The 19856-nt window shown below is 72.2% G+C and carries 16 protein-coding genes; 5 read left to right on the top strand and 11 right to left on the bottom strand.

Going from position 1 to position 19856, the window contains the following annotated elements:
• Positions 1–6 precede the first annotated feature (6 nt).
• The 3 genes from lanM to ACTVAJ_RS26085 are packed head-to-tail and all read left to right on the top strand — an operon-like array spanning position 7 to position 5196.
• Positions 7–2823 (top strand): type 2 lanthipeptide synthetase LanM, encoded by a 2817-nt coding sequence (gene lanM, locus ACTVAJ_RS26075; RefSeq protein ID WP_470390911.1) that lies wholly within the window; start codon positions 7–9, stop codon positions 2821–2823.
• A complete protein-coding gene (locus tag ACTVAJ_RS26080; RefSeq protein WP_470390912.1) occupies positions 2823–4967 on the top strand; it encodes a peptidase domain-containing ABC transporter in 2145 nt (714 codons plus the stop codon). The genes lanM and ACTVAJ_RS26080 overlap by 1 nt, the downstream gene beginning before the upstream one ends.
• Positions 4968–5016: 49 nt before the next feature.
• Positions 5017–5196 carry a hypothetical protein gene (locus ACTVAJ_RS26085; protein ID WP_470390913.1) on the top strand — a complete coding sequence of 60 codons (180 nt, stop codon included), beginning with the start codon at positions 5017–5019 and terminating at the stop codon, positions 5194–5196.
• 65 nt (positions 5197–5261) lie between these two features.
• Here the strand turns inward: ACTVAJ_RS26085 and ACTVAJ_RS26090 are convergent, their stop codons facing one another.
• The 5 genes from ACTVAJ_RS26090 to ACTVAJ_RS26110 form a co-directional block, all read right to left on the bottom strand.
• A complete protein-coding gene (locus tag ACTVAJ_RS26090) occupies positions 5262–6032 on the bottom strand; it encodes an ABC-2 transporter permease (protein ID WP_470390914.1) in 771 nt (256 codons plus the stop codon).
• The gene (locus ACTVAJ_RS26095; RefSeq protein ID WP_470390915.1) at positions 6029–6940 is read right to left on the bottom strand and encodes an ABC transporter ATP-binding protein; all 912 of its coding nucleotides are present in this window, start codon (positions 6938–6940) and stop codon (positions 6029–6031) included. The genes ACTVAJ_RS26090 and ACTVAJ_RS26095 overlap by 4 nt, the downstream gene beginning before the upstream one ends.
• Before the next feature lie 29 nt (positions 6941–6969).
• Positions 6970–7758, bottom strand: coding sequence for a DUF2599 domain-containing protein (locus ACTVAJ_RS26100; RefSeq protein ID WP_470390916.1), 789 nt, complete (start codon positions 7756–7758; stop codon positions 6970–6972).
• 260 nt (positions 7759–8018) lie between these two features.
• Positions 8019–8702, bottom strand: a complete 684-nt coding sequence (locus tag ACTVAJ_RS26105; protein WP_470390917.1) for a DUF1449 domain-containing protein — start codon at positions 8700–8702, stop codon at positions 8019–8021.
• Between the two features lie 342 nt (positions 8703–9044).
• A complete protein-coding gene (locus tag ACTVAJ_RS26110; protein WP_470390918.1) occupies positions 9045–10373 on the bottom strand; it encodes a M20 metallopeptidase family protein in 1329 nt (442 codons plus the stop codon).
• Between the two features lie 161 nt (positions 10374–10534).
• On the opposite strand from ACTVAJ_RS26110, the gene ACTVAJ_RS26115 reads away from it, so the two are divergent.
• Positions 10535–11521 carry an NAD-dependent epimerase/dehydratase family protein gene (locus ACTVAJ_RS26115; protein WP_470390919.1) on the top strand — a complete coding sequence of 329 codons (987 nt, stop codon included), beginning with the start codon at positions 10535–10537 and terminating at the stop codon, positions 11519–11521.
• Between the two features lie 33 nt (positions 11522–11554).
• Here ACTVAJ_RS26115 and ACTVAJ_RS26120 read toward each other — a convergent pair whose 3' ends face one another.
• Complete coding sequence (locus ACTVAJ_RS26120; protein ID WP_470390920.1) at positions 11555–12427, bottom strand: helix-turn-helix transcriptional regulator; 873 nt, start codon at positions 12425–12427, stop codon at positions 11555–11557.
• Positions 12428–12525: 98 nt separating this feature from the next.
• Between ACTVAJ_RS26120 and ACTVAJ_RS26125 the strand changes: the two genes are divergently transcribed.
• Positions 12526–13974 carry an MFS transporter gene (locus ACTVAJ_RS26125; protein ID WP_470390921.1) on the top strand — a complete coding sequence of 483 codons (1449 nt, stop codon included), beginning with the start codon at positions 12526–12528 and terminating at the stop codon, positions 13972–13974.
• Positions 13975–14081: 107 nt separating this feature from the next.
• Here ACTVAJ_RS26125 and clpB read toward each other — a convergent pair whose 3' ends face one another.
• From clpB to ACTVAJ_RS26150, 5 genes are all read right to left on the bottom strand, one after another.
• A complete protein-coding gene (clpB, locus tag ACTVAJ_RS26130; RefSeq protein ID WP_470390922.1) occupies positions 14082–16694 on the bottom strand; it encodes an ATP-dependent chaperone ClpB in 2613 nt (870 codons plus the stop codon).
• An 86-nt stretch (positions 16695–16780) separates the two neighbouring features.
• Positions 16781–17278, bottom strand: a complete 498-nt coding sequence (locus ACTVAJ_RS26135) for a heat shock protein transcriptional repressor HspR (protein WP_470390923.1) — start codon at positions 17276–17278, stop codon at positions 16781–16783.
• Positions 17275–18441, bottom strand: a complete 1167-nt coding sequence (dnaJ, locus tag ACTVAJ_RS26140) for a molecular chaperone DnaJ (protein ID WP_470390924.1) — start codon at positions 18439–18441, stop codon at positions 17275–17277. Before dnaJ ends, ACTVAJ_RS26135 begins: the two co-directional genes overlap by 4 nt.
• Positions 18442–18585: 144 nt before the next feature.
• Positions 18586–19305, bottom strand: a complete 720-nt coding sequence (grpE, locus tag ACTVAJ_RS26145) for a nucleotide exchange factor GrpE (RefSeq protein ID WP_470390925.1) — start codon at positions 19303–19305, stop codon at positions 18586–18588.
• A gap of 44 nt (positions 19306–19349) precedes the next feature.
• Positions 19350–19856: Hsp70 family protein (locus tag ACTVAJ_RS26150; protein ID WP_470390926.1), on the bottom strand; the 507-nt coding region annotated here is incomplete at its 5' end.

Here is a 19856-nt window from a genome sequence, read left to right on the forward strand (position 1 = left end):
GGCTGCATGCCGCGGCTAGACGATGACTCCCTTCGATGGATGGTGGACGGGCTGGTCGAGGAGAGAGCCGATGTCTTCGGCGGGTTCTACCGTCCCGTCCTGTCGGAGTGCTCCAGGAGGATGCGGAGCTGGGAGGCGACCCGGGACTGGGCCGACGCGGGGTTCGTCGACCTGCCGAGGGTGGCCGACTCCACCCTGCGGTCCGTCATGGCCCTGTGCCATTCCATCGGTGTGCGGAGCCTCATCTCCGTCTTCCGCGCGCGCAGGAGCGCCGCCGGCGACGGGGCGCCGGGCTACGACGACTTCCACGCCCACGTCAGCTCCGACACGGGCCGCGGAGAGCTGTTCGAGGCCTTTCCGGAACTGCGCCGGCTCCTGGTACGGACGTCCCTGGGGCGGGTGGCGAACGTCGAGGAGGCCCTGGACGGGGCCTGGGAGGACCGGGGAGCGCTCACCGACGCCTTCGGGGTGGGCGGTCCGATCACGTCGGTCGCACCCGGACTGGGCGACTCGCACCGCGGCGGGCGGACCGTGTGCTTCGTGACCTGGGAGGAGGGCGGATCCCTCGTCTACAAGCCGCAGCGCTGGAGCTGCCACGCCCTCGTCGAGGAGCTGCGCCGGATCGTCGACCGCGACGGCTCCTTCTTCGGCCCCCTCTACCCCCGGACGGTGACCAGACCCGAGCGCATGTGGCAGGAACCCGTGGTCCACAGCGACATCGGCGGGGAGTACGGGACGGCGGGGTACTTCCGCCGCTTCGGCAGGTCGGCGGCCCTGCTGGGCATGCTCGGAGCCAACGACCTGCACCACGAGAACGTGATCGCCACCGCTGAGGGGCCGGTCGTGATCGACACCGAGACACTGGTGTCGCTGCCCAACCAGGCGTCCCCGGGGCCGCGGCACGCCCTGCACGCGGATCTGGAGGCCTCGGTTCTGGGCACCTTCCTCTTCCCCACCCCCTACCGGGGGACGCAGTTGGACATCGACCTCTCGGCCATCGGCAACGTCCGGCCGTGGAGGTCGGGGCGGCTGCAGTCCTACCTCGTGGTGGACGAGGGGACCGACGACATCAGGTTCGACACCCTCGCCGCCAGTATCGGGACGGGGCCGAACATGGCGACGGCCGACGGGACCCCGATCGACCCCCGGCCGTGGTCGGAGGAGATCGCCGCCGGTTTCCGGGAGGGCTACGAGCGGCTCCGCGCCCGGAGGGCGCAGATCGACGAGTGCGTGGGAAGGTCCAGCGGGTGGTCCGTCCGCCAGATCGTGCGCCCGACCTACGTGTACGCCCGTTTCCTGGAGGCCTCCACCCACCCCGCCTACCTGCGTGACGGCAACGATCGCAGGGCGCTCTTCGACAAGCTCCCGAGGCGGCTGCGCGGTGTCCGGGCGGAGGCGGCGGAGGCGGTGTGCGCCGAGGAGACCCGGGCACTGCTGGACATGGACGTGCCCTTCTACGAGGTCGGATGCGACGCACCCGACCTTCTGGGCAACGGTGTCGAGGAGATCGCCCACGCGGTCGCGAGCACTCCCCGGCAGTCCGCGCTCGACCAGATCGACGCCTTCTTCTCCCGGCCCCCGGAACGGGACGCCGCCTACATCCGATACGCCCTCGCCTGCGCGACGGACGACGCCTGGAGCGAGCGGGGCGGATCCGGGGCCTGCGCGCCGCCCGGTGACACCGACGCGGGGATGCTGGAGGACCCCGGGGTGTGGCACGCCCGGCTGCGCGAACTCGTCGTCGGCCCCGCCTCCCGACCGACCTGGCTCACGCCCTCGTCGCAGGGTTCGCGACTGGTCCTCGACACCGTTGACGGGTACCTCCACGAGGGCGGTGGCCTGATGCTGCACCTCGCCGGGGCGGAGCCGGAGCAGGGCGGGCCTCTGCCGGGAGCCGCCGTGGGCGACGTCTACACGGAGGCGGTACGTACGCCGGAGGATCCGGGAACGCCCTCGGCGATGTCCCCCTTCACCGGCGCCCTCGCACGACGTGTCACCGGGCTGGAGCTGGCCCGGCTCGGGGTGGCGCCGCCCGGCCCGCTCCCGCGGGTGGGCGCCGGGCCGCTCACGGACGACGGTGTCGACCGTCTGACCGCGGAGGACTTCGACTACCTCAACGGCCTCTCCGGATACCTCGTCTACCTGGCCGAGTACCCCGACCCTGGCGGCCCCCGGGTGACCGGGGCCGGACTCGAGAGGCTGCTCGCCCGCCTCGTGCAGGTGGACGGGTCACCGGAGGAGAACCACGGTGACCTGGGTCTGGCACACGGGCGGTTCGGCCGCGTCGCCGCGATGAGCGCCGTCGTCGGCCGCAGCGGCGCTGACACCGAGTGCGTGCGCGTGCACCTGGAGCGCTTCGCCGACGCCTACCTCCGGCACCGCTGGACCGACGACGCCCTCCGGGACCCCTCCGCGCGGGCCACGTGGTGCAAGGGGTACACCGGGGTGGCCTTCGCCCTCGCCAAGCTCCTGCGGGCCCTCGGGCACCCGGTCGCACGGATCCGGGAGGCGGTGGCCCCGGAGGTGGCCCGGATGGTCGAGGGGGGCTTCGGGAGCGACATCAGCCTCTGCCACGGGGTCGCCGGACGGATCGCCGTACTGTGCTGGCTCGCCGACCGGCTCGACTGGCCCGAACTGCGCACCGAGGCCAAGGACCTCGACGCCCGGTTCCTGGACCGCCACGGCGGCGGCTCGTGGACGTGCGGTGTCGGGAGCATGCGGGACCTTCCCTCGTTCCTGTTCGGACTCTCCGGCTGGTACCGCGCGCGTGCGGTGCTCCAGGACCCCGGTACCGATCTTCCACTGTGCTTCGGAGGGCTTTGATGCGTACACGGCGTGTGCGGGAAGTTCAGCAGTTCACCCAGACCGAGTGCGGCCTCTGCTGCATCGCCATGGTCCTGTCGGCCCACGGCTCACGCGGGTCGGTCTCCAAGCTGCGGCGCGACCACGAGACGGGGCGCGACGGCCTCTCCCTCAAGGACGTCGTCACGATCCTCCGTGACTACGGCATGCAGGTCCGGTCCTTCCGCGCCGGGACCAGGAAGCTCGACCAGCTCCGGTTCCCGCTCGTGGCCCACTGGGACGACAACCACCTGGTGGTCCTGGAGGAGGCGACCGAGACCACGGTCACCGTGGTCGACCCGGCCTCCGGGCGCCGCAAGTACCCGATCCAGGAGTTCCAGGAGCACTACAGCGGCATCGTCATCGAGGCGACCCCCACCGAGGCCTACCGTCCCGTCCTGAGCCGGGACCCGAGCGTGTGGTGGGAGTTCCTGCGGTCGCTGGCGGGTGTGAAGGGCGCTCTCGCCCGGATCCTCGCGGTGTCCCTGGCGCTCTACGCGTTCATGCTGTGCGTGCCGATCGCGGTCCAGGTCGCGATCAACGGCCACGACGCGTACTTCACGGCTTCACCGGTGGGGCCGCTGCTGGCGATGTTCGTCCTGCCCATGGCGCTCTACTACCTCATCTCCTTCCTCCGGAGCCTGTTCCTGGCCTCGGTCGTCCGCCGTCTCGGCGAGGAGATGATGGGCAAGGCCTTCGGCAAACTCCTGGAACTGCCCTACACGTACTTCGCCGGCCGTTCCCAGGGCGAACTCGTGTACCGGCTGGCGAGCATCGCCTCCATTCGCGACATGCTCTCCAACCAGGCCACGGCGGTGATGCTGGACGTGGGCAGCCTCTTCGTCGTCTTCGGCTACATCTTCTACCGCTCCCCCCTCCTCGGCCTGGTCGCCCTGGCGGTCTTCACCTGCATGGTCGCGGTGGCCGTGGCCAGCTACGGCCCGATCCGGTCGGTGACCGGCCGGGAGATCAGCGCCAGCGCCGAGTCCACCAGCGTCCAGATGGAGGCCCTGTCCTCGATCGAGACGCTGAAGGTCTCGGGGATGACCGCGGCCTTCTTCGACAACTGGCGCCGGGTCTACGCCGGGGCCATGCAGCAGACCTGGCGGCGGATCATCCTCCAGGGGGCGGCCTCCAGCGGATACTCCGTGTTCCAGGTCTTCGGCCCGCTGGTCGTCCTGGTGACGGGGCTGTGGCTCGTCCACGAGGGACGGCTCGACCTGGGTTCCGCGGTGGCCGTGCAGACCCTGACCGCCACCAGCCTCGGTATGGTGACCTCGCTCTCCGGGGCCTTCACCCAGCTCATCACGGCCAACGCCCAGGTGGACCGGGTCGGGGACATCCTGAACCACCCCTCCGGGAGCGAGATGCCCGGCGACCGCCGACCCGCGATCACCGGGAGCATCTCCCTGGACGGCGTGGGGTTCGCCTACCCCGGATCCAAGGTGCCCGTCCTGGAGGGCGTGTCGTTCGACGCCCCGGCGGGCTCGCGGGTGGCGATCGTGGGGAGCACGGGCTCCGGTAAGAGCACGCTCAGCAAGCTCCTGATGGGCCTCTACCCCCTGGGGGCAGGTGAGATCAGGTACGACGGAGTCCCGCTGACGGAACTCGACGCCGACTGGTTCTACCGGCACGTGGCCTACGTCCCGCAGGAGATCTCGCTCAGCAACAGGTCGATCGCCGACAACATCCGTTTCGGGCTGCCCGACGCCGACATGGAGACGGTGCGGCGGGCGGCGGGCGAGGCACAGATCGCCGGGGACGTCGAGGTGATGCCGTTGGGCTACCACACCCAGGTCAGGGAGATGGGCGGGAGCCTGTCCGGGGGGCAGCGCCAGCGCATCGCCATCGCGCGCGCCCTCGCCAGGCGCCCCCGGGTCCTGGTCCTGGACGAGGCGACCAGCTCCCTGGACACGGTGACCGAGGCCATGATCGCCCAAACGCTGGACGGACTGGAGTGCACCCGGATCATCATCGCCCACCGGCTCTCCACCGTCATGAACGCCGACCTCATCGTGGTCCTCCAGGAGGGAAGGGTGGTGCAGACGGGACGGCACGAGGAGCTGGTGCGCGCACCGGGCCCCTACCAGGCGCTGGTGAGGTCCCAGGTCGATGTCGGGACGTGAGCGAGGCCGTTCACGGGACATACCCAAGGGAGAAGGAAAGGGAGCAACGATGCGACAGTCACGGATCCTGGAACCCCTGCTCTGGACGTGCGCGGTCGTCTGCGGGGTCGGCGGGGTGATCGCCTTCCTGGTCCACGACAACGTCGGGGCGCTCGTGGCCCTCGCCGTGGTGGGTTCGATCACCGCCGTCAACGCCTCGGTGCGGCGGTCCCGGAGACTGGCGGGATAGAACCGGGCCGAACGGACCGGGCCCGACGGGCCCGGTCCGTTCCGTGTGCGGTGACCGCCACCGGTTCACAGGTCGCGGCGGGAGACCGTCCACTGGCCGGCGGCGACCGCGGCCACCGTCCAGGCGAGCAGGACCAGGAGGCCGACGCCCGGGGTGAGCTCGTCTCCGGGGACCTCGCCCCGGACCATCATCTGCGCACCCGCCTGGTCGGGCAGGTAGCGCGCCACATCGCCCACCCTCGGGATGTTGCTGAGGATGGTGGAGACGGTGAAGAACAGGGGGACGAGGATCCCGATGGACAGTGCGGCGCTGCGCAGCACCGCGGCCACACCCGTGGAGAACACGCACAGCAGGGTCACGTACAGCGCCCCCGCCAGCAGCGAGCGCAGGGCGTCCGCATCGCCCAGCCCCGCGCCGTAGTCGCCCATGACGGCCTGGGTCGCGAAGAACACGGCGAAGACCGACACCAGCGACAGCCCGAGGACCAGTGCGCCGACGCTGAGGACCTTGGTGCCGAAGAAGACGCCGCGCCGGGGGACGGCCGCCAGCGAACTGCGGATGCTTCCGGTGGAGTACTCGCTCGTCACGGTCAGGACCGAGAACACGACGAGCACGATCAGCCCGAGGTGGAGTCCGCTGAACGCGGTCGCCACGGGGTCGGCCCCGGCCGCGGCCGCCTGGGAGGGGGTGTCGTAGGCCGCGGTGACGTAGTACCCCGAGGGGAGGCTGACGGCCAGGCTGAAGCACAGGAAGAGGAGGGCGAACCAGACCGTGGACCTGAGCGTGCGGATCTTGGTCAGTTCGAACGAGACCGCCGCGGGAATCATCGCCGTCATCGTGCCTCCTGCGCCTGGTACTCGGTCGTGTCCACGGTGGACTGCATGAACGCCTCTTCGAGGGAGGCGGTGCGCGGGCTGATCTCGTAGACGGCCATACGGTGCTCGGCGGCGAGTCCGCCGACCGTCTCAGGGGTGGTGTCGTCCGCTTCGAGAGCGCCGTCCTCGCCGTCCTGGATCCGAATCCCCCGTTCTGTGAGCAGGTCGCGCATCCGCTCCGGCTCCGGTGTGCGGATCAGGACGTAGGAGCGGGAGTTGGCGGCGACGAACTCGTCGGCGGGCATGTTGGCGATCAGCCGTCCCCGCCCGATGACGATGAGGTGGTCGGCGGTCAGCGCCATCTCGGCCATGAGGTGGGAGGAGACGAACACGGTGCGGCCCTCGGCGGCCAGGTGTCTCATGAAGCCGCGGATCCAGTGGATGCCCTCGGGGTCGAGGCCGTTGACGGGCTCGTCGAGGAGCAGGATCTCCGGGTCGCCGAGCAGGGCGGCGGCGATCCCCAGTCTCTGGCCCATGCCCAGGGAGAGCCCTCTGGTGCGCTTGTCGGCGACGGCTTCGAGGCCGACGGCCTCCAGGACCTCGTCCACACGGCTCACCGGGATTCGGTTGGAGCGCGCCAGACCGAGCAGATGGCCGCGGGCGGTGCGCCCGGGGTGGACCGCCCTGGCCTCCAACAGCGCTCCGACCTTGGTCAGCGGCCGTGTGTGGTGCGCGTAGGGCAGGCCGTCGATGAGGGCCTCACCCGAGGTGGGGCGGTCGAGCCCGAGGAGGGCGCGCATGGTGGTGGACTTCCCCGCGCCGTTGGGACCGAGGAAGCCGGTCACCCTGCCCGGGGTGACGCTGAACGACAACCGGTCGACCGCGGTCCGGCTTCCGTAGCGTTTGGTCAGTTCTCGTACTTCGATCACAGGGGCTCCTGCTGTTCGGAGGGGCGTCTTCAGGGGTTGCAGGCCGCGAGGAGGGTGCGGAGGATCCCGACGTCGGGACGCCACTCCTCCAGGTTCCAGCTCTCCTTGCCCCGGGCGACCTGGGACATCGGGTGGCATCTGTACTGGTCGAAGAGGTTGTTCCGGTTGGCGACCCCCAGGGCCACCGCCTCGGCGAATCCCGAACGGTGGGCGGTGTCACCGACCGCGGTGCGCCCCGCCTCGGTCGGTGTGACCAGGTAACGGGTGCCCTCCTGGTACTCCTCGACGGCCACACCGGCCACGAGTGTGGCCGCGGCGACGACCGTGGCGGTGATCGGGCGGTCGGCTTCCTCGGACTCGACCACCAGGGCGAGGTCGGCGCCGTCCACCCGGTAGGAGACACGGACCCGGTCCCCGTCGGCGTCCAGGGCCTCGGGCGGTGAGAAGACACCGGCGACGGTGCCGTGGGCGTCGACGACCAGCGCACCGCCGTTGTCGGTGGTGTCCATCCGCCCCCGCTCGGGTAGCTCGACGGTGGAGACGGATGTTTCGGGGGCGTCGTCCTCCGCGATCACGGTCCGCAGGACGAGGTCGGTTCCGGCGGCGGGGCCGAGGGCCCGGGCTGCTGGTGGCGCGGCCGGTGCCTCCGTCGTGGACACGGGAAGGGTCAGGGTGAGTTCCCCCCGGCCACTGGTGCTGACGGTGACGGTCCGGTTCGAGGCGGCGGCCTCGGCCGGGCCGGTCACCGCGAGAACGGGGACGAGGGACAGAGCGGAGACCGCGAGCGCGGTCCGGCCGCGGGCGGTGGTTCGGTTCATGGTGCGCTATCCGTGCCGGGGATGGGACACGGAGAGTCAAACGGAGGGGGGAGTCCGGGGACTATCCCCCGGGTATTGCGCACCTCACGCACGCGTCGGACCCCGGCCTCGTGCTCGGGAGCGGACCTCCGCGCCGACGACCGGTCCGCGCGGGTCGGCGTTGTTCCCCGACACGCACGCCAGGGCGGCGTGTCCGGCGGGCCCGGTACCGGTGGGCGGAGGGCGAACGGAGCCGCCGTCGCGCGGTCCCGCGGGCGGGGTCAGTCCCGGCCGGGGTCGAGGGCCGGGTCGAAGCCGGTGACCAGGAAGACGTCGCCCTCCCGGTCGTGGTCGAAGATCAGGGCCGTGCTGCCGAGCGGCAGGACCTCCCCGCCGGTGGTGCGGACGTGGATGGAGATCTCGGCCCCGGCGTCGGTGGTGATCTCGGCGCGGCCGAACTCCCCGGAGGCCTCACCGATGCGGATCACGCACGTACGGCCGACCAGGTCGTGCTTGGAGCCGCCCCGCGGCCCGGGCAGCAGCCGCGCGACGGCCATCGCCATTGCGCTGGTGACCGCCCAGGCGGCGATCAGCGCGATCAGCAGGACCACGGCGCCCAGGGCGATCAGGAGCGCGGGGGAGGTGGTTTCCAGGAGGCTGGTCATGATGGCGCCCATCATGCTCACGAACCAGGCGACGCACACCATGAGGGTGAGCGAGACCGTGACCGGGGCACGCGCCCCGCGCCGTTCGCCGTCGGACGACCGTCCGGATCCGCCCAGCAGTCCGGCCCGGGTCATGAGCGCGCTCAGGCCGACGGCCTCACCGTCGGCGTCCACCCCGTCGAGGAGTTCGGTGTCGGCGGCGCCGACCACGACGAGGATCCAGTAGAGGGCCGCCACGATCAGCAGCGGAGTGAACAGCACGGTGGGGAAGCCGAAGGCGGTGCTGAGGAAGAGCCCCACTGGTCACCCACTCCCGCCGTGATCGTCGATATCGGGGTCCGCGCCGGTCGCCCTCCGGGGGTGTCCGCGGTCACCCTGCCGGGTGACCGTCGACGTCGGACCGCCCCGGACTCTACCGAACCCCCCGCCCAGCACGGCCGTGAGGGGCGGGTTTGACCAGTTGTGGCCACGTCGGGAACGCGTGCGACCCGCCCGGCGGTCGGGCACCGGCGGTCTGGTGCACGGCGGGGCGAGCCGTAGGGAGGGGAACGGGCGGCAGGCGACGCCGAGGAGGAGGCGTCCCCGCCTCCGGGGCGCCCGAACACGGTCCTGGGCGAAGAGCGGGACCGGGGAGAACGCCGTCTAGAAGGCGGGCGGGCCGGGCTGGCCCACCAGGGCCGGGTCGATCCGCCCGGTCACGTGGTCGATCGCGACGTTGGCGTGCAGCCGCGTCCCCGTGGCCAGGACCGAGTCGTCGGCGTAGAAGGCGGGGTTGTGGTTGGTCGCCGCCCCCCGCTGCCCGGGGATCGCGTGCAGTGCGCCCCCGACGTACTCGGTGTCCTGGCAGCCGAGCAGGACGAAGAGCCCGCCGAAGGCGCCGACCAGTTCCGACACGTCGTCGTAGCCGAGGGTCGACTCGGTGCGCTTGACCCTCTCCTCCCCGACCACCCTGCGCAGCGTGGGCAGGGTCGCCGACGTCCACGCGGGCGTGTTCCTCACCGGGGGCACGTCCTGGAGGTACTCGACCTCGGCCGTGCATCCGTGGGCCAGCGCGATGTGCTGGGCGGCGCGGCGCAGCCGGTCCCGCACGGTGTCCATGTCGGCCGCGTCGAGGCACCGGATGGTGCCCCACAGGACCACCGAGTCGCCGATGATGTTGAACCGGCCCACGTCCTCCACGTGCCCGACGGACACGGTGATCGGGGACGTCGCCGGGACCTGCCGGTAGATCTGGCCGCAGGCGGACACGATCTCGGCCGCCGGGGGCATCGGGTCCACGCCCAGCCACGGCATCGACCCGTGCACCTGCTGGCCGTGGACGGTGATCTTCACCAGGCAGGACGCGGCCAGCAGGTTGCCGACGTGGTAGCCGACCACGCCCGTGGGCAGCGGGACCACGTGCAGGCCGAACACCATGGTGGGGGCGGGGTCGAGCAGCGCCTGCGAGGCGACCATGGCGCGCGCCCCGCCCTCCTCGCCCACCGGGGGTCCCTCCTCTGCGGGCTGGAAGACGAAGAGGACCGTGCCCGGAAGCTCCGCGCGCAGGTCGGACAGGACCTCGGCGGCACCCATGAGCATCGCCGTGTGGCAGTCGTGTCCGCAGGCGTGCGCGACGGGGAACGGTCCGCCGGGGTAGTCCTCGTCGACGACGGTGGAGGCGAAGTCGACGCCGCTGGACTCCCGGACGGGGAGGGCGTCGATGTCGGCGCGCAGCGCGGCGACCCGGTCTCCGGGACGGCCTCCCCGGAGGACGCCGACGACGCCGTACCCGCCCACACCGGTGCGCACCTCGTCCAGGTTCAGTGAGCACAGGTGGCGGGTGACGAGGGCGGCGGTGTCCCGCTCCCGGTTGGGTAGTTCGGGGTGCGCGTGCAGGTGGTGGCGCCAGCCCACCAGTTTCGACCCGATCGCCGCGGTGTGCCGGTCGACGGACTCCCACAGCGACTCCACGTCCGTGGCGGTCCCACTCATCGCCTCTCCTCCCGGCGGTGTTGTGGCCACGGTAGAACGGGTTTCCTCCCGGTTGGTGTAAACGCGGGCAAACGCTGTCCCCGGGTACCCCGCCGACCGGGGTTCTGCCCACAGCAGGCAACCCTGGCGCGGCACGGCGGCGGGCCGCCAGACTGCCTCCCATGAGACTTCTGATTCTCGGTGGTACCGAGTTCGCGGGCAGGGCCGTCGCCGAGGACGCCCTCGCCAGGGGCTGGGACGTCACCGTCTTCCACCGCGGCCGCCACGCCGCCCCCGAGGGCACCGCCGTCCGGCACGGTGACCGCACCGAGCCGGGCGGGCTCGCGGCGCTGGAGGCGGGGGAGTGGGACGCCGTCGTCGACACGTGGTCGGGCGCGCCCTCGGCCGTGGCGGCGGCGGCGCGGCTGCTCGACGGCCGGGTCGGGCACCACGTCTACGTCTCCAGCCGCTCCGTGTACGCCTACCCGGCCCCCGCCGGGCTGGACGAGGACGGGCCGGTCGTGGACGCCTCCCCGGAGGACGACGACGCGGCCGACTACGCGCGGGCCAAGCGGGGCGGTGAACTCGCGGCGGAGGAGGTCTTCGGGGAGCGCGCGCTGTTCGCGCGCGCCGGACTCATCATCGGTCCGTACGAGAACATCGGTCGCCTGCCCTGGTGGCTCGGCCGGATCGCCCGGGGCGGCCCGTTCCTGGCCCCGGGCCCGCGTGACCTGCCGCTCCAGTACATCGACGTCCGCGACCTGGCCGCGTGGGCCCTCGACGCCGCCGTGTCCGGCCTGGGCGGCGCGTACAACCTGGTCAGCCGTCCCGGGCACGCCACCATGGGGGAGCTGCTGGAGGCGTGCGCGGCGGTCACGGGCGCCGACGCGGAGCCGCGCTGGACCGACCCCCGGACCATCCTCGACGCGGGCGTCGAACCGTGGTCCGACCTGCCGATCTGGCTGCCGCCCGGTGAGCTGTACGACGCCATGCACCAGGGCGACGTGTCGCGCGCCCTCGCCACGGGTCTGCGCTGCCGCCCGGTGGCCGACACCGTCGCCGACACCTGGGCGTGGCTGCGCGGCCTGGACGGCGGGGCGCCGCAGCGCCCCGACCGGCCCGCGCCCGGCCTGGACCCGGAGGTGGAGGCCGAACTGCTCGGCCGCTGACCCCGAACGCGGACCGGTACGGGAACGGTGGTCTCACGCCGCCTGTCCGGCGGGCCGCCGGGAGGTCACGGGCGGGTCCGAGGCGACGGCCGCCGCCAGTTCCTCCAGCCGCCGACGGGTGAGCTCGTCCACGGGGGTGGTGGTGGCGAGCTGTACGGTCCGGGACCGGTCCAGCCACAGGCGGGTGAACCGCACCCGCAGGAGTCCGACCCGCGGGTTGCGGAAGCCCCTGATCCGGGTGTCCGTGCGCTGGACGTCGCGGCGGTTCCACAGCTCCTCGAAGAGCGCGGACTCGCGGCACAGCCGGTCCACGAGACCGGTCCACCCCGGGTCGTCGAGGTGGCCGGCCATCGAGGAGCGCAGCCGGGCGACGATGCTCGCCGACACCTGGTCGTGGTCCTCGTACACCTTCGCCCACGACGGGTCGAGGAAGTTCAGCACCGCGCAGTTGCGGTCGCGGGCCGGCCACTCCTCGATGTCGCTGATCAGGTGGCGGTAGGTGCGGTTGTGGGCCAGCACGTCGAACCGCGTGGTCTGGACGCACGCGGGCAGCGGGAGGAGCTGTTCGAGCACCGCCAGGTGGTCCTCGGTGACCGTGTGCGGGCTGGTGTCGTCGAGGGTGGCGTCGTCCCCGGCCAGGTTCAGCAGGTGGGCGTGCTCGTCGGGGTCGAGCCGCAGCGCGCGGGCCACCGCGTTGAGCACCTGGGCGGACGCGTTGATCGGCCGTCCCTGCTCCAGCCACGTGTACCAGGTGACCCCCACGCCGGAGAGCTGGGCCACCTCCTCCCGGCGCAGGCCGGGGGTGCGCCGCCGCCCGAGGACGGGCAGCCCGACGTCGGCCGGGGTGACGCGTTCGCGGCGGCTGCGGAGGAAGGCGGCGAGTTCGCGCCTGCGCTGGTCGTCCATGGTGCGGTGGCTCCCTCCGCCGACCGGTGCCGGGTGGTGTCGGTACCAGGATAAGCAGGCTCCTGGTACCAGGATGGTAGTCGCTCGACAGTGGACCGGTGACCACGAGAACCATCCGGGTCCGCCCGGCGGCGGAGGGATCCTCCACCGCCCGCGCGCACCGGGAACCATCCGAACTGCGCGGGCCGGGGCTGCTGGCCCTGCTCGTCGGCGGCTTCGTCGCCACCTACACCTTCTCCAGTGTGAACGTGGCGGTCCCCCGCATCGGGTCCGACCTCGACGCCTCCCCGGCGGAACTCGGGCTGGTGGTGGGGGTCTACGCCACCTGCTTCGCGCTCCTGCTGATCATCGGGGGCAGGCTCGGCGACGCGTTCGGCCGGAGGCGGATCTTCGTCCTCGGCCTGACCGCCTACGTGCTGACCTCCCTGGCCGCCGGGCTGGCCGACGGCATCGTGTGGCTCGTCGGCGCCCGCGGCGCGCAGGGCCTGGCCGCGGCGCTGATGGTGCCGCAGATCCTGGCCACCATCCAGACCACCACCCGTGGAGCCGCCCGTCTGCGGGCGGTCGCGCTGTTCAGCGCGGCCAGCGGGTTGGGGACCGCCGCGGGCCAGGTGGTCGGCGGGGTGCTGCTCAGCGCCGACGTCGCCGGAACCGGCTGGCGTTCCGTCTTCTGGTTCGGCGCCCTGCTGGCCCTCGCGGCGCTGCCGGGCGCCCGCGCCCTGCCCAGGACGGGGGCCGGCGGGCGCGGGGCGGCCGACGCGGTCGGGGCGGCCGTGCTCGCCGTCGCCCTGCTGGCCTTCCTCCTCCCCGTGACGATCGGCCCCGAGGACGGGTGGCCGCCGTGGACGGTCGCGTCGCTGCTGCTCTCCGCCGCCGCGTTCCCGGTGTTCTGGTGGTGGGAGCGCCGCCGCGAACTCGGCGGCGGACTGCCGCTGGTGCCGCCGAGCGTGCTCGGGCACCGCTCGCTGCGGCTCGGGCTGGTGATGGCGTGCGTGCTCTTCGCCGGATACGGCGCGTTCATGTACGTGTTCGCGCTGACCGTCCAGAGCGGGCTGCGGCAGAGCCCCCTGGTGTCCGGACTGACACTGCTGCCGTTCGCGGCCGCCTTCGCCGTCGTGTCGATGAACCTGGGCGTCTTCCGGCGGTGGTTCGGCTCCGCGGTCATGACGGTCGGGGCGGCGGCGCACGTCGCCGCGCTGCTGGGGGTCGCGGCCGTCGTCGTCCTCGGCTGGCCGCACCCGTCGCAGTGGCTGCTCCAGCCGCTGCTCGCCGTGCTCGGCGCCGCCCAGGCGCTGATGTTCACACCGCTGCTCAGCGCGGTGATGGCCGGGGTCCCGAGGTCGGTCGCGGGGCTGAGCGGCGGGCTCTTCTCGACCGTGCAGCAGGCCGCCCTGGCGTTGGGCGTCGCCCTCTACGGCGGCGCCTACACCGGGGTTCTGCCGGAGCTGTCGTACCCGGGCGCCTTCGGGGTGTGCCTGGCCGTGCAGGCGGCGACGTCGGTGGCCTTCGGGCTGACGGCACGGCGGCTCGGGTCGTCGGAGGACTGAGGCCGCGCCCGGATTCCGGGCTCGTGGATCCGTGATGCCTCCGGATGCCCTGCCCACACGGAAAAGGGGCGGCTCCCGGAGGAGCCGCCCCTTGGGGAGGGATCCGGTCAGACCGCGGGCTCCTGCGCCCGCTGCGGGGTCACGAGCAGCCGGTCCGCGGCGTCGTCGACGTCCACCGCGACCGTGTCCCCCTCGGCCAGCTCGCCCGACAGCAGCTCCCGCGCCAGCGGGTCGCCGATCGAGGACTGCACCAGACGGCGCAGCGGGCGCGCGCCGTAGTTCGGGTCGAAGCCGGTCAGCGCGAGCCACTCGCGGGCCTCCGGCGTCACGTCCAGCTCCAGGCGCCGGTCGGCCAGCCGCCGCCGCAGCTTCTCCACCTGGAGGTCGACGATCCTCGCCAGGTCCTCCGTGGACAGCGCGTCGAACATGATCACGTCGTCCAGCCGGTTGAGGAACTCCGGCTTGAAGGTCGACCGCACCACGTTCATCACGCGTTCCCGGCGCTGTTCCTCCTCCAGCGACTGGTCCACCAGGAACTGCGACCCCAGGTTGGAGGTGAGGATGAGAATGGTGTTGCGGAAGTCGACGTGGCGGCCCTGGCCGTCGGTCAGGCGACCGTCGTCCAGCACCTGGAGCAGCGTGTCGAACACCTCCAGGTGCGCCTTCTCGACCTCGTCCAACAGCACCACGGTGTAGGGCCGGCGCCGCACCGCCTCGGTGAGCTGGCCGCCCTCCTCGTACCCCACGTAGCCGGGGGGCGCCCCGACCAGCCGCGAGACGGAGTGCTTCTCCGAGTACTCGCTCATGTCGATGCGCACGATCGCGCGTTCGTCGTCGAACAGGAACTCCGCCAGCGCCTTGGCCAGCTCGGTCTTGCCCACACCCGTCGGGCCCAGGAACAGGAACGAACCGGTGGGCCGGTCCGGGTCGGAGATCCCGGCCCGGGCGCGCCGTACCGCGTCCGACACCGCGGTCACGGCGTCCTTCTGGCCGATCAGCCGGGCACCCAGCTCCTCCTCCATGCGCAGCAGCTTGGAGGTCTCCCCCTCCATGAGCCGTCCCACGGGGATGCCGGTCCACGAGGAGACGACGTCCGCGACCTCGTCCGCGCCGACCTCGTCCTTGACCATCGTGTCCACACCGGAGCTGGCCGCCTCCTCCTCCGCGCTGGAGGCCTCCTCGATCTGCTTCTCCAACTGCGGGATGTCCCCGTACATCAGCCGGGACGCCTGCGCGAAGTCCCCCTCGCGCTCGGCCAGCTCGGCGCGGGTGCGCAGGTCGTCCAGCTGCCCCTTCAGCTCACCGACCCGGTTGAGCCCCGCCTTCTCCTGCTCCCACCGGGCGACGAGCGCGTTGAGCTGCTCCTGCCGGTCGGCCAGGTCGGCGCGCAGCCGCTCCAGGCGCTGGATGCTGGCCTGGTCCGACTCCTTGGAGAGCGCCATCTCCTCCATCTTCAGCCGGTCGACGGTGCGCTGGAGCTCGTCGATCTCCACCGGGCTGGAGTCGATCTCCATCCGCAGCCGGGACGCCGCCTCGTCGATCAGGTCGATCGCCTTGTCCGGCAGGAAGCGCGCGGTGATGTACCGGTCGGACAGGGTCGCGGCGGCCACCAGGGCGGCGTCGGCGATCTGCACCTTGTGGTGCGCCTCGTAGCGCCCCTTGAGCCCGCGCAGGATGGCGATCGTGTCGGCGGCCGACGGCTCACCCACCATGACCTGCTGGAACCGCCGCTCCAGGGCGGGGTCCTTCTCGATCCGCTCCCGGTACTCGTCCAGTGTCGTGGCGCCCACCATGCGCAACTCGCCGCGCGCCAGCATGGGCTTGAGCATGTTGCCCGCGTCCATGGCGCCCTCGGCCGCACCGGCGCCGACCATGGTGTGCAGCTCGTCGATGAACGTGATGACCTGGCCCTCGGACTCCTTGATCTCCGAGAGCACCGCCTTGAGCCGCTCCTCGAACTCACCGCGGTACTTGGCGCCCGCCACCATCGCGGACAGGTCCAGGCTCACCAGCCGCTTGCCCACGAGCGACTGCGGCACGTCACCGGCCACGATCCGCTGGGCCAGCCCCTCCACGACCGCGGTCTTGCCCACGCCGGGCTCGCCGATGAGGACCGGGTTGTTCTTCGTCCGGCGGCTGAGCACCTGGATGACCCGCCGGATCTCGCCGTCGCGGCCGATCACCGGGTCCACCTTGCCCTCGCGGGCCCGCTCGGTCAGGTCGACGCCGAACTTCTCCAGCGCCTGGTAGGTGTCCTCGGGGTTCTCCGAGGTCACCTTCGCCGACCCGCGCACCCGCTCGAACGCGTCCAGGAGCGCGTCCGGGGTGGCGCCGACCTCGTCGAGCAGCCGCCTGGCCTCGCCGCCGTCCGTCGCCAGGCCCACGAGCAGGTGCTCGGTGGAGACGTACTCGTCCTCCAGCTGCTGGGCGCGCTTGGCCGCGGTGTTGATCGACACGATCAGCTGGCGGGAGGAGTTCGGTGAGCTGACCGTCGACCCGGCCGCCTTCGGCAGGGCGTCGATCGCCGCCTCGACGCGGTCCTTGAGCGTGTCGGGGTTGGCCCCCACCTCCTTGAGCAGCGGGCGGGTCACCCCCTCCGCCTGGTCCAGCAGCGCGGCCAACAGGTGGAGCGGGTCCACCTCCGGACTACCGTCCGAGGTCGCGCGCCGGACGGCCACGGACAGAGCCTCCTGGCTCTTCTTCGTGAGCTTGTAGTTCATCTCCGGTGACTCCTTTCACCAGTACTGTCACCCTGGGTGACATGCCATGGCCGACCGCGCCCCCGTCCAGCCGCACCGGAGCCCCGTCAGTCCTGTTTCCCGTCGCGGCCCGCCCCCGGGCCGCCCCGCCCGGGGCCGGTGTCCCGGGCGCTCTCGTCCTCCGGCCGCTCGGCCGTGTTGAAGATCGTCACGCGCGTGCGGCGCACCAGCTCCCCGCGCGTCCCCCCGCCCTCGGCCGGGGTGGGACGGCCGCGCCGGGCCACCGCCCGCCGCGCCGCCTCCAGCTCGTTGGCCAGGTGGAACACCTGCTCCCGAAGCTGCTCCACCTCGTGCTCCAACTCCAGGATCCGCTTGATCCCGGCGAGGTTGATGCCCTCCTCCTGCGACAGACGCTGCACCTCGCGCAGCAGCTGCACGTCGCGCATGGAGTAGCGACGCCCACGGCCGGAGGCCCGGCCCGGCGACACGATCCCCAGCCGGTCGTACTGCCGCAGGGTCTGGGGATGCATTCCGGCCAGCTCCGCCGCCACCGAGATCACGTAGACCGGAGCGTCAGCGCCGAAGGAGTCGTTCACGTCGTTCACGCACCCTTCGCCCGCGCCTCGAGTCCTTCGCGCGGGTCGTGGTCGGTCGTCGCGGCACGGAACTTCTCCAGCGCCTCGCGGGCGTCGCCGCTGACGTTCGTCGGAACGGTGACCTCGATCGTCACGAGCATGTCGCCCGTGGTGCCGTCCTTGCGCGTGGCCCCCTTGCCGCGGACCCGGAGCGTGCGCCCGTTCGGGGTGCCCGGCGGGACCTTCACGGTCACCGGGAGGCCGCCCAGCGTCGGGACGCGCACGTCCGCTCCGAGCACGGCCTCGGGGAAGGTCACCGGCACGGTGATGGTGATGTTGTCGCCGCTCCGACCGAACACCGCGTGCTCCTTCACGTGGACGACGACGTACAGGTCGCCCGCCGGGCCGCCGTGCTCGCCCGGGGCGCCCTTGCCCTTGATGCGGATCCGCTGTCCGTCGGTCACGCCGCCGGGGATCCGGGTCTGGATGGTGCGGGTGCTCCTGCCGCGCCCGCTGCCGTGGCAGTCGGCGCAGGGGTCGTCCACGACCAGGCCGCGGCCCTTGCACTCACTGCACGGCTCGGACAGTGAGAAGCCGCCCAGGTTGGTGTTCTCGTGCCCGGTGCCGGAGCACTTCGGGCACATCCGCGGGGCCGTGCCCGCCTTGGCGCCGGTGCCCTTGCAGGTGGGACACGGGGTGTCGCTGGCCAGGCGGAAGGAGCGCGTGACCCCCTCGGCCGCCTCGCGGAAGCTCAGTGTGGTCTCGGTCTCCACGTCGGAGCCGCGCCTGCTGCGGGTGGCCCCGCCGCCGCGGCCGCGGTTCCCGAACAGGCCCCCGAACAGGTCGCTCAGCCGCTCGCCGCCGGACGCCCCGCCGCCGCCCCCGGGGCCCTGGCCGAACAGGTCGCCCATGTCGAACCCGCCGGGTCCGGCGCCGCCGCCGGGCCGGTAGGACCCGCCGAACAGCGAGCGCGCCTCGTCGTACTCCTTGCGGCGTTTGTCGTCCGACAGGACGTTGTAGGCCTCGGAGATCTCCTTGAAGCGCTCCTCGGCCTTGGGGTCGTCGGTGTTCGCGTCGGGGTGGTTCTCCCGGGCGAGCTTGCGGTAGGACTGCTTGATCTCGTCCTTAGAGGCGGTCTTTGAGACTCCGAGGACCTTGTAGTAGTCCTTCTCCAGGTAGTCCTTGGTGCTCATCGACTGGTGCCTTCTCCCGCTGGTGCCGGTTGCGTCCGATGCTTACACGTGCCCCGTCTCCGGGCGGAGCCGGGGCTGGCCTCTCCGGTCGTACCCACCGCCGGGGCGGTGGGCACGACCGGAGCCGGCCCACGGGCGAACCCGTTACCCGCCGTCCGTCTCCCCGCCCCCGCCGGAGGAGGCGTCGGCCTCGCCGTCGGCGGAGCCGGTGTCCCCGTCGGAGGAGGCGGCCGACTCGGCGCCCTCGACGGGGTCTCCGACGACCACGCGGGCCGGGCGGAGGATCCTCTCACCGATGCGGTACCCCGGCTGGAACACCTCGATCACCGTCTGGACGGAGATGTCGGGTGCCGGGACCAGCGTGAGCGCCTCGTGCAGGTTCGGGTCGAACTCGTCACCCGACTCGGCGTACCGCTCCAGGCCCAGCTTGGCCGCCACGGCCTCCAGGGACTCGCCGACCGCCTTGAAGCCCCCGTTGAGCTCGTCGTGCTCGCGGGCACGGCCGATGTCGTCCAGGATCGGCAGGAGTTCGCCGACGACCTGGGCGGTGGCGACCTCGCGGACGGCCACGCGGTCGCGCTCGACGCGCTTGCGGTAGTTGGCGTACTCCGCCTGCACCCGCTTGATGTCGTTGGTGAGCTCGACGACCCGCTCGTCCGCGTTGATCGCCTCGGTCACCACGGTCTCCGGGGTGTCCGGGACCTCGATGGTCTCCTCGGCCTCCCCGTCCTCCGCGGTGGCCTCGGCGGCCTTCGGGTCGCGGACCTGCCCCGTCTCCGGGTCGATCCGGCGGTTGTCGCGGATCACCGGACCCTGGTGCTCCTCACCCTCGCCGGAGCCGTTGGTCTTGTCCGACTGCGCCATCTGGGACGCGCCCTCCTTCCTCGACTCGTCACCCGGTCCCGGCGTCAGGACTGGGTGCCCTTGCCGTTGTCCTCGTCGACGATCTCGGCGTCCACGACGTCGGCGTCGTCGGCGGAGCCCGAGGCGGTCTGCTCGGCGCCGTCGGCGGCACCCTCCTGGCCCTGGCTGTAGATGGCGGAGCCGATCTTCTGGCTGGCCAGCGCGACCTTCTCGCTCGCGGTGCGGATCGCCTCGACGTCCGTGCCCTCCAGGGCGGTCTTCAGCTCGGCGACGGCCGACTCGGTCTCGGAGCGCACGTCCGCCGGGATCTTGTCCTCGTTGTCCTTGATGACCTTCTCGGTCTGGTAGACGAGGGACTCGGCGTTGTTGCGGACCTCGGCCTCCTCGCGGCGCTTGCGGTCCTCCTCGGCGTACTGCTCGGCCTCGCGGACCATCTTGTCGATGTCGTCCTTGGACATCGCCGAGCCGCCGGAGATGGTGACCGACTGCTCCTTGCCGGTGCCCAGGTCCTTCGCGGTGACGCTGACGATGCCGTTGGCGTCGATGTCGAA

The sequence above is a fragment of the Nocardiopsis sp. KDC1DS13DA1 genome, assembly GCF_055632325.1.